Source organism: Haloarcula sp. JP-L23 (assembly GCF_011602445.1).
Taxonomy (GTDB): Archaea; Halobacteriota; Halobacteria; order Halobacteriales; family Haloarculaceae; genus Haloarcula; species Haloarcula pellucida.
Window position 1 is genome coordinate 3,298,290 of sequence record NZ_CP050014.1, and the last position, 13,549, is coordinate 3,311,838.

The window sequence follows — 13,549 nt, forward strand, 5'->3', positions numbered from 1 at the left end:
AGATGGGGCGTGCCGAGAGTGGAAGCGGTGGAGGGGCGGGTGCGAGTGCGGGACCCGGAGCGGTGGAGGACCGTCGAACAGCCGAGACGCTACCGTTCGATGATGGTGCCGCCGGCCCCGACGGCGATGTCGACCGACCCGCAGACGACGGCTTTCAGGTTCTGACCGGTCGGCGTCTGGTTCTGGGTCCACTCGCTATCGAGTTCGTACACCTTGCCGCCACCACCGACCGTGTAGCCGTCACCGTCGCCGTCGGTGACCTCGATGTCCCGGAGGCCGGCGTCACCGGTGTCGTGGGGCGTCCACTCGACGCCGTCCCAGTGGAATAGCATGCCGCCGCCGCCGGACACCCAGACGTCGTCGAAGCCGTCCGAGTCGACGCCGTAGAAGTTCACGTTGGCGTCTGCCAGCCCGATCTTGTTCCACGTCGACCCGTCCTGCGTGCGGAAGACGGACTTGTTGCCGTCGACGATGTGGCCCTTGCGGTCGTCGAAGAAGTCGACGGCGTTGATGGCCGACCCGGACCCGGGCGTGACGTAGTCCCACGTCTCGCTGGCGCCGTTCTCGAAGGAGTAGTACATCTTCCCCGAGTCGCCGGCGACGTAGACGTTGGCCTCGCCGGCCTGCCCCGTGACCGAGACGTCGTTGAAGTTGTTGGTCACGTCCATCGGGGCGCTGTGGTCGGTGAGGACACCGGATTCGACATCGTACTCGCCGATGGCGCCGGAGGCACCGACGAACCAGAGGCGCTTGCCGTCGTCGGTCACGTCCGCGCCGTAGAGGCTGTTGCCGTTGCCCGTCGGGCCGCCGTCGAGAATCTTCTGCCAGCCCAGTTCCGTCCGTTCGAGGACGACGCCACCGCCGGCCACGGCGTACGCTCCCGCGTCCGTGTACTCCACGTCGTAGAGCGTGTTGCCCGTAGGCGATTCGACGGACTCCCACGGGCTACTCGCGGCGGCGGACCCGGAGAGGGCCGCCGTCCCCATCGCAGCAGCGACTGACGCACCGATACCCTTCAGGACGCCACGTCGAGTGGCTTCGCGTTCGGACATTGCACTCGGGGGGTGAGGAGCGTCCCACTTGAAGGGGGGTCGCGGTTAAGTCGGTTTTTCGCGGTTTGTGGGTCCGAAAACCGACGATTTCGACCGGAGACCGCCACCGAAACCGCGAATTCCGCGAGACCGAGGTCGTTCGGCCGTTTGCGGCGGAGTAAACGGTATGAAACGAATGAAAATCGGCGGGGCTTCATAATTAGCCGGTCGCACCGGGCTCGGTCGCAGTCGGTGGACTCGGCTCGCGAGCGGTACGGATTACTCCTGCAGGTGGTCGACCAGTTCCGGGGCCTCCGCTGCGATTATCTCGTCGACCGCGAGGGTCGCGGCTTCGGCGTCGGCCGGGAGACAGAACACGGGCGTCGCCGCTGTGATACCGGCGGTGGCTCGAACGGCGACGATGCCGGTTCCGATGTGCTCGAACAGGAGTGTCCTGAACACCTCGCCGAACCCGGGGAGGGCCTTCTCGAACAGCGGGTGGACCGCCTCGATAGTCACCTCGCTGGCCGAGATACCGACGCCGCCAGCGGTGACGACCGCCTCGACGTCGTCGCGGCCGACCAGATTGTCGACGGCCTGCTGAATTCCGTCGTAGTCCCCACGCAGTCGTTCCCGTGCAGTGACTGTGTGACCGGCCGACTCGAGCGCAGTCGTCAGCGCCTCACCCGTCGGGTCCTCGCCCTGCCCCGTCGTCGTGCCGACGGTGACGAGCGCCACCTCGACCGGGCGGACGGCCGGCGTCTGCGACGGGCGGTCGGCCGCTGTCGACGGGTTACCGCTAGCGACTTTCGACCCTGCCGCGCCGCCGGCCGGATGTCGCTCCGCGGACTGGGCCGTCTCGGCCGTCGCCGACGAGTCGGTCGACCCTCGGTCACCCAGCGGGTCGGCGGCCGAAGACTCCGCCGCGTCCGCCGTCGGGTGGTCGGCGTCGGTCTGCTCGGTCGCCTCGTCGGTCTCGACAGCCGTCTCGGCCGTCGTCGTGCTGTCGGTTGCTACACGCTCTCCGTCCGTCGTCCCGTCGCCGGACTGGTCGGCCGCCGTCTCGTCTCGCTCCGCGTCGTCTTCGTCGTCGGTTTCGTCCCCGTCGTCGCTGCTCGCCCGACGTGTATCGCGGGACTGGAAATCGACCATACCGATACGACGGCCCGCCGGTGGTAAGTCTTTCCGGCTACAGGAGTGCCCCACGCGACGGCTTTTATTCATCACTCGCCCAGAAGTTTTATTATAAGTACACGTATGAAACAGCGTATGGAGAGGGCCTACCACGTCACGTGTCACGAGTGCACGTTCGAGGGGGTATTCGAGGACCACCGAACGGCGCTCGACGAGTGGAACGAACACGAACGAGACGACGACCACCGAGTGAGCATCCTCGAAATCGGCCGGCCGTCCCCCCGCAAGCCGGCCTGAACGGCGGACCGCCAGCGTTTTGCACACGCTATCCTGAACTCGAAGTATGCACGCTGTCCAGTACACCGACCGCGGCGGCCGTGCCGTCCGCACGGATGGCAGCGGACGCGGCCTCGAACTGTCAGACGCATCCGAGCGCGGCGACTGGCTGTCCGGCGACGTCGGTCTGGGCGGTGAGGACGGTGCCTGAGAACGGCGACGAGACCGTGATGGTGACGCCGGACGAGTCGCGGGCCGACGACGGCGACACGGCCGAGGACAGTCGCTACGTCCACCGCCCCAGCGGCGAACCGCCGAGACAGGCCGAGACGAGCGACGAGTTCGGCTGGGAGGGGTGGGCCCTCGTCGGGATGGTCGTCGTCGGCTTCCTCGTGATTCCTGTCGCCATCCTCGTGTTACCGGCCGCACAGGGCGTGGTCCGCTCGCTGGGCCTGACGCTTCGGGCCGCCTATCTGGCGCTGCCACTGGTCCCGGCGTTCCTGCTCGGTGCCGTCGCGGTGTGGTCCGCGCTGCGCTCGCGGCGCTCCTAGTATCGCCGACGATACTCGGCCGAGAACGTTTATCAAACAGTCTCCCAACGGTCGAACAGATGCTGCTGTCGCCCCTGTCTGTGGTCCTCCTCGCGGCCGTGGTCGGGATGGGTGTCGCCGTCCTCGTCTGGCTCCACCGCGACAACCCCGGCGCCGGCCCGCTGGCGGCGTTCGTCGTCGCCGCGAGCCTCTGGGCCGTCGCGCAGGGCCTCGAACTGGCGGTGCCGGGCGTGCAGACGATGGTGTGGTTCCAGCAGGTGCAGTTGACGCTCTCGGTGGTCGTCCCCGTCGCGTGGCTGGTCACGGTACTGGAGTACACCGGCCACCCCCACTGGCTCACGCGTCGGCGGGTCGCCCTGCTACTCGCCGAACCCGCCGCCTTCGTCACGCTCGTGTGGTCGAACGGCGCCCACGAACTCGTCTGGGTCAGGTCCGACACAGTCGTCGTCGCCGAGGCGAGCGCGCTGGCCCCGGTCTGGGGGCTGGCCTACTGGGGCCATCTGGCGTACATGCTCGGACTGGTTCTGGGCGGCGGCGTCCTCCTCATCCGTCAGATGTTGCGGACGAACCGCCTCTTTCGGGCCCAGAGCCTCGCACTGCTTGTGGCCATCACCATCCCGACCGCCGCCCAGTCGCTCCACGCACTAGGTTTCCTCGGGACGGTCGTCGACCCGACCAGTCTGGGCTACGTCGTCTCGGGCATCGTCCTCTCGGTGGCGCTGTTGCGCGGCCAGTTGCTCGACGTGGCGCCGGTGACCCGTGACCTCGGCCGGGAGGCGATCTTCGCCGAGATGGACGACCGGGTCGTCATCGTCGACGAGGACGGCCGCATCGTCGACGTGAACGCGGCCGCCGCCTCCCTGTTCGACGAGGACCCGGGCGCGCTGCTGGGGCGATCACTGGAGGGCGAACTGCCGACGCTGGCCGCGACCCTGCCCGACATCGGCGAGCGAATCCAGACGGAGACGCGACTCGAACACGACGGGGCGGTCCGCTACTTCGACGTTCGCGTGACGCCGCTGTACCGGGCTTACGGCGTCGTCTCGGGCCACCTCGTCAGCCTCCGCGACGTCACCGAACGCCGGCAGCGCGAACAGCGCATCGACGTTCTCAACCGCCTCCTGCGGCACAACATCCGTAACGAGATGAACGTCGTCCGGGGGAATGCCGACCTGCTTGCCGGCAGCGTCGAGTCGGCAGACGACCACCGGGTCGACCGCATCATCCGAACCGTCGACGACATCGTCGACCGGAGTAACAAGATAGGGCGCGTCTCCGAAGCCTTAGAGAGAGAGGACCCGCGGCCGGTCCGATTACGGCCGCTGCTCGCTCCGGTCGTCTACACCGTCCGGGACCGTAATCCGGGGGCCGACCTCTCGCTGGCCTGTCCCGAGGACTGCTGGGTCGAGGGGGGGCCGTCGCTCACCCTCGCCATCGAGGAACTGCTCGACAACGCCATCGAACACAGCGACGGGCAGCCAACCGTCGAGGTCACCGTCGAACCGGCCAGCCCGGATACGGGAGTCATCGTCCGTGTCTCCGACGACGGCCCCGGCATCGTCCCCTACGAACGAGAGGTCATCCTCGCCGGCGAGGAGACGCCGCTACAACACGGCTCCGGCGTCGGTCTGTGGCTGGTGAAGTGGGTCGTCCGCAACGCGGGCGGGACCCTATCGTTCGCCGAGGGGCCGGGAACCACCGTCGAGATAGAACTGCCGGCGGCCGACCCGGACGACCACGACGCCATCACGGACGTGAACGCACGGACCACCACGGACCGCTGACTACCACGGTTTCGGCTCCCGGTCGCGCCAGAACCGCCCGCGGGGCGCGTCGGGTCGGAACCGGGACAACCACACGGGCGTCTCGGCCCCCTTCTCGGGCGTCCGTGGGGCCGACGCCTCGGTCATGTCCGTCCGGACGTACCCCGGACACACCGAGTTGGCGAGCAGGCCGTCGTCGGCGTACTCGCCGTCGAGATAGCGCGTGAGGCCGTTCAGCCCCGTCTTCGAGATTCGATAGGCCGGCGTCCCGCCGGACTGGCGCTCGGTGATGGCCCCGAGTCCCGAGGCGACGTTGACGACGCGGCCGCCAGGGCGGTCGAGCAGTAGCGGGAGGGCGTGTTTCGTCAGTACCGTCGGCCCCCGGAGGTTCGTGTCCAGCGTGCGGTCGATGACCTCGGTGGGCATCGCGTCGAGCGGTTCCCGGGAGTCCATCACGCCGGCGTTGTTGACGAGGACGTCGAGACGACCCGCTTCGTCGGCGATGCGGTCGACGGCGGCGGTCATCTCCTCGTCGTCGGTGACGTCGAGTTCGATCGAGCGGCGGTCCGTCGCCGTCACGTCGGCCGGGTTCCGCGCCCCGGCGTACACCGTCGCGCCCTGTTCCACGAGGCCGTCCGCGATGGCCTTCCCGATACCTCGCGTGGCCCCGGTGACCAGTGCGACCTGTCCGTCGAGGGACTCGTAGAGCGACACGTCCATACCCTGCTGTAGGACGGCCGTGCCGAAAAGTCAGACGACGCCGGCAGTCAGGAGCATCACGCCGACTCCGAGGAGTACGAGGACGGGGCCGAGTTTCGCCACGCGAGGGACGTTGGTGGCGAACTGCCTGAGCGACGGGTTGCCCGCGTGGGCGACGACGAGTGGGTCGACCAGTCGGCCGCCGTCGGTGCGGCCCACGACGGTCACCTCGTCGCCGCTATCGACGCGGCGTTCGAGCGTCGCGCCGTCCGTCTCGCCGACGAGGAAGGCCAGACTCGCAGCGTCGGGGTCGACCCGGACCCCGCCGTACTCGTCGGTCACCTCGAACGGGACGCCGACTCGCTCGGCGTCGAGCAGTTGCTGTGCTCGACTCGTGTCCGCGGTGGCGGCGTACGTCTCGCCGCCGACCAAGCGACCGGCCTCCGCGACCAGCGCCGACTCGCCGCTGTGTGGGGCCGTCACCGTTCCAGCGACCGGTTCAGCCGTACCGGTGACCGCGGCCGTCCCCTCGGTCGGCAGGTCACTCGGGGCGACGTGGGCGGCGTCCCGGAGCGTCGTCGCGGTGGCGTAGTGCCGCCCGCCGTGCGCGGTCATGAACACCCCCACTAGCAGGACGGCGAACCCGACGTGATACAGCGAGAAGTCGTACCGCCCCTCCAGTGGCGGCGGGGACCCGAGGACGTAGGTACTCGCGACGAAAGCGACGACGAGCGCTATCCCGCCGGCGAACAGCACCGTCCGCTCCCGGTCGGCGGTCAGGTACGCGAACAGGCGCGTGTCCTGATAGCGGTCGACGGCGGCGACCAGAACCGCCACGAGCGCGAACGGGAGGGCGAAGTCCCAGAGGAACCCACTGAGCATATCTCCCCTGTTCGCTACGACCGCAAAAAACTAGCCTACCGCTCCTCGTCGCGGCGCATCGCGATCTCGAACCATGGACAGAGACGCAGTTGCCGGTAGTACTCCGGGTGCTCGCGCAGGCGGTCGTAGGGGACCCACATGATACCGTCGACCTCCTCGGGGTTCGGGTCCAGCGACGTATCGGTGAGCGTGGCCTGCAACACGGCACAGACCTCCCACTCCAGACCGGCGTTCTCGTAGTAGCGCTTGTACTCGAAGCGGTCGGTCACGCGCAGGTCGTCGTACTGGTCGGGCGTGACGCCGAGTTCCTCTTCGAGGCGCTCTTCGGTGGCCTCGACCTGCGTCTGTCCCTCGACGGGGTGGGAGGCAACGGTGCCGTCCCAGTGGGTGTCCCAGAGGCGCTTCGTGGCCGCTCGCTGGGCCAGCAACACCCGGTCGTCCTCGTCGAACAGCAGTGCGGTGAACGCCCGGTGGCGGATGCCATCGCCCGTGTGGGCGTCGAGGCGGTTGACCAGACCTTCCTCGTTGTCGTCGGAATCGACGGCGATGACGTCCTGCTCCGCGTTCTCGTGTGTCTCGTCCGCGTCCGTACTCATATGGCCTATCAATCTCGGAGGGGATTCTTACACGCTTCGACTTGCCGCGCCTACCGCAGGTCGTCGACGAACTGTTTGACCACCTTCTCCTCGGCGCGGTGGAGCGTCTCGCTGCACGTGGATTTGGCGATGCCGACGGACTCGGCCAGTTCCGTCAGCGAGCAGTTCCGGGGCGTGTCGTAGTACCCCTCCTCGACGGCCGCTTCCAGCAGTTCCAGTTGGCTCTCGGTGAGCAACTGCTCGGACTCGACGTGTTGTTGGACGCGTTCGACGCTGAACGGGATGCCAAAGTCCGAGAGTTGCTCGCCCAGTTCGGAGAGGCGGTCCTGTGGCGCCGTAATCTCCCAGACGGCCTTGCCGTTCTGGAGGGTGAAGGGCATCTCCAGCGGAATCCCAGAGCCCTGCACCGGGAAGAGGAGCAGCGGCGTCGACGTCTCGAACTGTATCAGCGCCGTCTCGTCGCGGTGGGAGAGTATCTCCATCGTGAGGACGGCCTCACGGGACTCGACGTCCCGAAGCACCGCCGGCAGGTCCTCGGCGGTCACCTCCGCGAGGCCGACGCCCGACTCCTCGCCGGGAAGCGCCGCGAGGATACGGAACGTCGCGTCCGCGTTGGTCCGCGAGACGTCGCCGATCCAGATGTCGTCCGGTATCGTGAGCGTGAGTTCTGCGCGAGGCATCTGTCTATCCGAATATATTCGCCCGAACGGCGGGGCCAGTTGTCCCGAACATGTTCGGATATGCACCTCGGCGCAGAAGAACGTACCGTCGCCATACAGGTCGAGTGGTGCGAACGAATCCCACGGCCTCGGTGTTGGGGTCTGTTCGACCCGGTCCTGCTCTCGCTCGGTGCGCCCACAGTCGGATATTGGAGTGCGGTGGCAGTCGCCCGGTAGCGGGCCGGAGGGGCCGAACCCACGGTGACAGCGGCCCCGGGTCGGTCGGGACAGCGTCGAGGCGGGCCTCAGACCGGGTCGAGGTGACGCCCGTAGGCCGCCAGACAGTGCCGCGCGTCGGCGAGTCTCGCCGCGCGGTGGTCTGCGACCCGCTCTTCGAGTTCCATGAGCGTCGCCCGGAGCCGGGAGACCTGTCCGGGGTCCGGCGGTTCAGGGTGCGCCTCCGCGAGGTACCAGAGCCTCGCTGCGACCTCGTCGAGACGGTCTTCGACGCCCGAGTCCGGCGGCGCCTCTATCGCCCGCAGTACCGCCCGGTTGGCCCGTCGGATGAACCGTCGGCACATGTCCGACCCTACTGACGGCAGCCACGAGAAAGGCGACCCGAACCAGTTCGGAGTCACCGAACGCTTATCTCGCTCGCCGGTCGCCATCCGGTATGGAACGCGTCTCGCTGACCCGCGTCGTCGACGCCGACGAGGAGACGGTGCGGGCCGCGATGGCAGACGTCGGCCCGTTCATGACGGCGACGGGCGTCGACGGGGTGACCGTCGAGGGCGACACCATCGAAATGCGCAACCGGGTCGGCCTCTTCGAGATAGCACTCGACCTCGAAATCGTCGACGTCGAGGACGCGGTGCTGGCCTACGAGCAACGCGAGGGCGTCTTCGAGTCGATGCGCACCGAGTACTACGTCACGCCCGTCGACGGAGGGACGGAGGTCACCGCGACCACCGAGTACACCGCCTTGGACCTCGCGGTCATCGGGCCGGTGCTGGACAGCACCGTCGTCGAACGCCAACGCCGGAAGGAGTTGAACAGCCAGTTCGACTGGTTGGAGGCACAGGTCACCTAAAGACCCGAACGTCTTCGGGACAGGACACAGCGGTCGCGGGCCCGAACCCACCGGTATGAGCCGCGCCCACGACGACACGCCGTCGGTGACCGACGAGATTCACGACAACTCGTGGTCGGCGAACCTCGAAGGCCCCGAACACGCCGAGGACCGCGAGTTAGTCGTCGCACAGGCCCGCGAAGCCATCGAGAAGACCACCGCCGGCAACCACGTCAATCTGGTGACCCACGAGGCCCACGGGCATCCGGAAACGTACCTCTACGACCCCCTGCGGGAGCGGTTCGGCGACCGGGTCGACCTGACCTACGTCGACCAGTGTGGCTGTGGCGGCTACGTCGTCCGCGCACGGGTGAGCGAGTGATGTTCGGCGAGATGGACTTCGAGGAGCGACCGCTGGTGCTCATCTGGGAACTGACTCAGGCCTGCGAACTGGCCTGCAAGCACTGCCGGGCCGACGCCCAGCAACGGCGACATCCCGACGAACTCACGACGGCCGAGGGGAAGGCCTTGCTGGACGAGGCCCGCGAGTTCGGCGAGGGCCAACTGGTCGTCCTCTCTGGGGGGGACCCGCTGGCCCGCGACGACGTGGCGGAACTGGTCGACTACGGCACCGACCGAGGCCTGCGGATGACGCTGACCCCCAGCGGGACCCACTCGCTGACCCGCGAGCGACTGGCCGAACTGGACGAGGCCGGCCTCCGACGGATGGCGCTCTCTATCGACGGCGGGAGCGAGGCGGCCCACGACCAGTTCCGCGGGGAATCGGGCAGTTTCGCGGCGACGATGGACGCCGCCGAGACGGCCCGCGAGTTGGACATTCCCCTACAGGTCAACACCACCGTCTGTGCCGAGACGGTCGAGCAATTGCCGGCCATCCGCGAGTTGGTGGCGGACCTCGGGGCCGTGCTGTGGTCCGTCTTCTTCCTCGTCCCCGTCGGCCGCGGCCGGGTGCTGACGCCCGTCGACCCCGACCGGGCCGAGCGCGTGATGGAGTGGCTCCACGAGGTGAGCGACGAGGCGCCGTTCGGCGTCAAGACCACCGAGGCCCCCCACTACCGCCGGGTTGGCCTCCAGAACGACGAGAACGACGAGGGCGTCCGCCGACGGACCGGCGTCCGCGCCGGCAAGGGGTTCGCGTTCGTCAGTCACACCGGCGAGGTGTACCCCTCCGGGTTCTTACCGGAGTCGGCCGGCAACGTCCGCGAGGAGAGCGTCGTCGACGTCTACCGTGAGTCGGCGCTGTTCCGACGCTTGCGTGAGGACGACGCCCTCACCGGGAAGTGCGGGGCCTGTGAGTTCCGCGGCGTCTGTGGCGGCAGTCGCTCGCGGGCCTACGCGACGACCGGCGACCCGCTCGCGGCCGACCCGCTCTGTACCTACGAACCGGACGGCTTCGAGGGGTCGATACCCGACCAGCACCCGGCCGATTGAGGGGGTTTTTCACACGCTGGGAACGCTGGCACCCCGTTTTATCCCGGGAGTGGTGACATACGCGTATGACCGACTCGGGTATCAGGGTCGAACTGTCCGTGGATTCGCCGGGCGCGTGCCCGGTCGCCGCCGTCTCCGAGGAGGCGGGCACGGCAGTGACCGACGTGGCGCGCAGCGCACCGCTGGACGACGACGAGGGACAGGTCGTCGAAGAGTTCACCGCCGACGGCGGCGCACAGGCCATCGAGTCGCGGGGCGACATAGCGGAGGTGTTCGCCGGCGGCGGCGGCGCTCGCTATCGGTTCGAGCGCGAGCGAGCGGGCTGTGTCTGTGAGACAGTCGAGGAGTTCGCCTGTCCCGTCGCGGACATCCGCGCCGAGAGCGGGCAGTTGCGACTCACCTTCCACGCGCCGGACGTCGACCGCATCCGCGCTATCGTCACGCGGCTGAAAGAGCTCTACGGCGACGTCTCGCTTCGGTCGCTGCGTCGCGACGGGGAGACGAACCCCACGGATTCGGTGCTCGTCGACCGGAGCCGTCTCACCGACCGCCAGCGTGAGGTGCTGGAGACGGCTATCGAGATGGGGTACTTCCGGTACCCGAAAGGCGCTAACGCCAGCGAGGTGGCCGAGGAACTGGACATCTCCGTCTCGACGTTCGCCGAACACCTCGCGGCGGCCCAGACGAAACTGCTCGACACCATCCTCGACGTGTGAGTCAGGTGGTCCGGCTCCGGAAGGCGGCCGCCACCAGCCACGCGTACAGCCCCGCACCGACGACCCCCACGCCCTGCCCGAGCATCTCGACTGGGGAGACGTCGACCAGAAGCCCGAGCCCCTGTCCGAGAAGTCCAGCCGCGAGCAGCGCCACCGCGACCCGCGCCGTCCGGTCGGACGCCAGCGGCCACCGTCCGACCGACGGCGGATAGAACTGGAACGTCGCGCCCACCACGGTCAACCCCAGAAACCCCAGCAGCATCGTCCGGTAGTGGGCGGTCACCAGCGCCGGGTCACGACCGACGAGCGCGATTGTGAGACCGAGCGCGACGCCGCCGACGCCGGCCAGCACGGCGAACGCGACGGCCCACAGCCCAACTCTGTGGCGGTCAGAGCGTAAGAACAGGACGAGATAGGTGACCGCGAAACCCGCGACTGCGACCGCTTCGACGACGCCGCCGAGAAACAGGAGTCGGCGATCGAACAGACCGACTGCGAGTGCCACCGGCGCGACCGCACCCGAGACGAGGACGACCGGGACCGATCGCTGCGGCGGGTATGTGCCGAGAAACCGGGGGAACAGACGGAATCCGACCCCGAACACAAGCAACGCCGCTGTTCCCGCCGCGAGCAGGTGTGAAACCTGTGGCGGTGTGAGCGCCGGCCAGCCGACCGGACCGAGGAGTCGGACCAGCGCTACGACGGCGAGGTAGCCACACGCGACCGGGACCACGGCGTTCGCCCGCCGGTCGACGAGTCTGCGGTCGGCGTTCGCACCGCCGGTTCCCGTGGCCGCCCCGGAGAGGTTGTCTCGGACGGACCACGAGAGCGTGCCGAGGAAGGCGGCAACGCCGAGTGCCCACAGGACGCCACCGGCGGAGCCGAGCCACGACTGGCCGGTGACGCCGACGCTGTCCAACGCCAGCGCGATGGTCCCGCTCACCGACAGCGCAGCGTGGACCGGGAGCGGCGTCGCCGTCTGAAGCTCACGGTCGAAAAAAGACGGGACCAACGCGTAGGCCTTCCCGAAGAGGACGTGGAACACGAACCCGTACAGCCCCAACGTGACGACGGTCCGGCGGCCGAGGCCGGCCGCTATCGCGAGATGCGTCGCGAGGAAAAACGCGACACCGGCGGCGACGAACGCCCGACTCCACCGGGTGACCCGCCGGGCGTTCATCTCACGCCGGTTCGACGTAGACGTGCCACTCGTCGTCGGCGACCCGTTCGCTGTCGTGCGTGTACCCCCGCTCCTCTAACACGCCGTACAGCGGGACTGGTTCGAAGCTGTTGACGAGTCGTAGCGTCTGGCCGGTCCCGAGGTCCGACAGGGCGTCCATGATGTGTGAGAACGGCTCTCCGTCGACGTCCCGGACGTCGAGTTCGCGCACGTTCGATCGCTCCGAGTGCATACGCTGACTGTCGGGTCGTATCGGTCAGGCGCTTGTGCCGAACGTGTTCGACTCGGTGAACGCCGCCGGTCCCACGGGGACGCCACAGACGGCACACCCTGCCGAGAGGAGGCGTTCGCGCGCCCCGTCGTCGACGGCCACGTGCGCCCCGCACTCGGGGCAGGTGAACCAGTACTCTGCCACGGTGTCGAAACGAACCGTCGGGGGACCGAAAACCACACACCCCAGATTTGGCGGGTTTTTCAGGCCCGCTATGGCCGGTATCCCCGCCGAATCCGGTCTCCGAGGCCACTCAGAACCGGTCGTCGGTACGGTCGCCGTCGTCGAACCCGCCGTCCTCGACGGTCGTGTCGGTGTCCGTGCCCCACGTCTCGTCGGTCGCGGCCGTCGGCGTGGTCGTGCCACCCACACCCGCGAGCGGCGGTTCGCCGTACTCCGCTTCGTAGGCGTCGCTGAACCCTTCGGCCCAGATGTAGAAGATGGCCGATTGCCCGGCGAACACGAGGAACGGCACCGCGAGGTAACCGACGACGGTGATGCCGAGGATGCTACTGACCACCTGCATGAGGACGTTGACTACGAAGCCAAAGACGACGGCCTTCAGCATCGTCCCGTTGGTGACGAGCGTTCGCAGGACGTCGAGGTCGAACGCGGCCGAGATGCTGTCGACCCGGACGAAGTTACCCGTCGCGACTGGGAGGACCACTGCAAGCGCCAGTGCGCCGACGAGGTATACGAGGCCACCGATGAGGAACCCCAGAACCGACAACCCACCGACGTCCGTCCCTACGCCGGCCAGAACCAGCCCGAAGAACGGAATGCCAGCGACGAGAAGGACGACCAACGTGTACGCCAGCACGATGACCGCGTGTTTGAGGCCGTCGACTGTCAGGTCAGCGAGGTCGGCGTCACCCCACTCCGGCGGGTTCAGCGTGTCGCCGCCCATGACCCTGCGCATCACTTCGAGCATGTAGCCGTTGAACGTGAACAGCGGGATGATGAGGAGGGCTCCCGGGAATAGCAACAACCCACCGATGAGAATCCGCTTTAGCCAACTGTCACCCTGCGTCTGGTACTTGATGCTGTCTTCTATCATGTCATGATAGCAATCATCGCATGCGTGTAAATAACTTATGACAGTTCAGGTCGACTTCAGACGGTGTCCGCTAGCTATGTGGACAGTGACCAGTCGGTCGTGGTCGCTCACGACGGCCGACGGCGGCGAGTGACTGCGCCTCCTCGCCGACGAACCGTGATAGGGCTACGTCTTCTCTCAACCGCCCTCACAACCAATGCCTCGCTTGTTGAC

The 13,549-nt window shown here is 67.9% G+C and carries 19 protein-coding genes; 8 read left to right on the forward strand and 11 right to left on the reverse strand.

Annotated features, from left to right (window positions below; translation table 11 throughout):
* Window positions 1–89: 89 nt before the first annotated feature.
* On the reverse strand, window positions 90–1,052 hold the full coding sequence (locus G9465_RS17270; protein ID WP_166972259.1) for a hypothetical protein: 963 nt from the start codon (window positions 1,050–1,052) through the stop codon (window positions 90–92).
* A gap of 258 nt (window positions 1,053–1,310) precedes the next feature.
* Window positions 1,311–2,183 (reverse strand): molybdenum cofactor biosynthesis protein B, encoded by an 873-nt coding sequence (locus G9465_RS17275; protein ID WP_166972261.1) that lies wholly within the window; start codon window positions 2,181–2,183, stop codon window positions 1,311–1,313.
* 117 nt (window positions 2,184–2,300) lie between these two features.
* Between G9465_RS17275 and G9465_RS17280 the strand changes: the two genes are divergently transcribed.
* Genes G9465_RS17280 through G9465_RS17295 form a run of 4 tightly spaced genes read left to right on the forward strand, consistent with a single transcriptional unit; the run spans window position 2,301 to window position 4,776 of the window.
* Window positions 2,301–2,462, forward strand: coding sequence for a hypothetical protein (locus G9465_RS17280; protein ID WP_166972263.1), 162 nt, complete (start codon window positions 2,301–2,303; stop codon window positions 2,460–2,462).
* 46 nt (window positions 2,463–2,508) lie between these two features.
* A complete protein-coding gene (locus tag G9465_RS17285) occupies window positions 2,509–2,652 on the forward strand; it encodes a hypothetical protein (protein WP_166972265.1) in 144 nt (47 codons plus the stop codon).
* Complete coding sequence (locus G9465_RS17290; RefSeq protein WP_227015598.1) at window positions 2,645–2,992, forward strand: hypothetical protein; 348 nt, start codon at window positions 2,645–2,647, stop codon at window positions 2,990–2,992. Before G9465_RS17285 ends, G9465_RS17290 begins: the two co-directional genes overlap by 8 nt.
* A 59-nt stretch (window positions 2,993–3,051) precedes the next feature.
* The gene (locus G9465_RS17295) at window positions 3,052–4,776 is read left to right on the forward strand and encodes a histidine kinase N-terminal 7TM domain-containing protein (protein WP_166972267.1); all 1,725 of its coding nucleotides are present in this window, start codon (window positions 3,052–3,054) and stop codon (window positions 4,774–4,776) included.
* Here G9465_RS17295 and G9465_RS17300 read toward each other — a convergent pair whose 3' ends face one another.
* The 5 genes from G9465_RS17300 to G9465_RS17320 form a co-directional block, all read right to left on the reverse strand.
* On the reverse strand, window positions 4,777–5,475 hold the full coding sequence (locus G9465_RS17300) for an SDR family NAD(P)-dependent oxidoreductase (RefSeq protein ID WP_166972269.1): 699 nt from the start codon (window positions 5,473–5,475) through the stop codon (window positions 4,777–4,779).
* A 30-nt stretch (window positions 5,476–5,505) separates the two neighbouring features.
* A complete protein-coding gene (locus G9465_RS17305) occupies window positions 5,506–6,336 on the reverse strand; it encodes a hypothetical protein (protein ID WP_166972271.1) in 831 nt (276 codons plus the stop codon).
* Window positions 6,337–6,371: 35 nt separating this feature from the next.
* Window positions 6,372–6,932: an isopentenyl-diphosphate delta-isomerase gene (locus G9465_RS17310; RefSeq protein ID WP_166972273.1), complete on the reverse strand. Its 561-nt coding sequence runs from the start codon at window positions 6,930–6,932 to the stop codon at window positions 6,372–6,374.
* A gap of 50 nt (window positions 6,933–6,982) precedes the next feature.
* Window positions 6,983–7,612 (reverse strand): helix-turn-helix domain-containing protein, encoded by a 630-nt coding sequence (locus tag G9465_RS17315; protein WP_166972275.1) that lies wholly within the window; start codon window positions 7,610–7,612, stop codon window positions 6,983–6,985.
* A gap of 284 nt (window positions 7,613–7,896) precedes the next feature.
* Entirely contained in the window at window positions 7,897–8,172 is a 276-nt protein-coding gene (locus G9465_RS17320) for a hypothetical protein (protein WP_166972277.1), read from the reverse strand.
* Window positions 8,173–8,264: 92 nt separating this feature from the next.
* Between G9465_RS17320 and G9465_RS17325 the strand changes: the two genes are divergently transcribed.
* The 4 genes from G9465_RS17325 (at window position 8,265) to G9465_RS17340 (ending at window position 10,828) form a co-directional block, all read left to right on the forward strand.
* A complete protein-coding gene (locus tag G9465_RS17325) occupies window positions 8,265–8,681 on the forward strand; it encodes an SRPBCC family protein (RefSeq protein WP_166972279.1) in 417 nt (138 codons plus the stop codon).
* Window positions 8,682–8,736: 55 nt separating this feature from the next.
* Window positions 8,737–9,042 (forward strand): CGCGG family rSAM-modified RiPP protein, encoded by a 306-nt coding sequence (locus G9465_RS17330; RefSeq protein ID WP_166972281.1) that lies wholly within the window; start codon window positions 8,737–8,739, stop codon window positions 9,040–9,042.
* A complete protein-coding gene (locus G9465_RS17335; RefSeq protein ID WP_166972283.1) occupies window positions 9,042–10,112 on the forward strand; it encodes a radical SAM/SPASM domain-containing protein in 1,071 nt (356 codons plus the stop codon). Before G9465_RS17330 ends, G9465_RS17335 begins: the two co-directional genes overlap by 1 nt.
* Before the next feature lie 65 nt (window positions 10,113–10,177).
* Window positions 10,178–10,828: a helix-turn-helix domain-containing protein gene (locus G9465_RS17340; RefSeq protein ID WP_166972285.1), complete on the forward strand. Its 651-nt coding sequence runs from the start codon at window positions 10,178–10,180 to the stop codon at window positions 10,826–10,828.
* 1 nt (window position 10,829) lies between these two features.
* Here G9465_RS17340 and G9465_RS17345 read toward each other — a convergent pair whose 3' ends face one another.
* From G9465_RS17345 to G9465_RS17360, 4 genes are all read right to left on the reverse strand, one after another.
* Window positions 10,830–12,008, reverse strand: a complete 1,179-nt coding sequence (locus G9465_RS17345; protein ID WP_166972287.1) for a hypothetical protein — start codon at window positions 12,006–12,008, stop codon at window positions 10,830–10,832.
* Between the two features lies 1 nt (window position 12,009).
* Window positions 12,010–12,240, reverse strand: coding sequence for a DUF2249 domain-containing protein (locus G9465_RS17350; RefSeq protein ID WP_166972289.1), 231 nt, complete (start codon window positions 12,238–12,240; stop codon window positions 12,010–12,012).
* Window positions 12,241–12,264: 24 nt separating this feature from the next.
* Window positions 12,265–12,423, reverse strand: a complete 159-nt coding sequence (locus G9465_RS17355; protein ID WP_166972291.1) for a zinc ribbon domain-containing protein — start codon at window positions 12,421–12,423, stop codon at window positions 12,265–12,267.
* A gap of 109 nt (window positions 12,424–12,532) precedes the next feature.
* The gene (locus G9465_RS17360; RefSeq protein ID WP_166972293.1) at window positions 12,533–13,336 is read right to left on the reverse strand and encodes a DUF4013 domain-containing protein; all 804 of its coding nucleotides are present in this window, start codon (window positions 13,334–13,336) and stop codon (window positions 12,533–12,535) included.
* Between the last annotated feature and the right edge of the window lie 213 nt (window positions 13,337–13,549).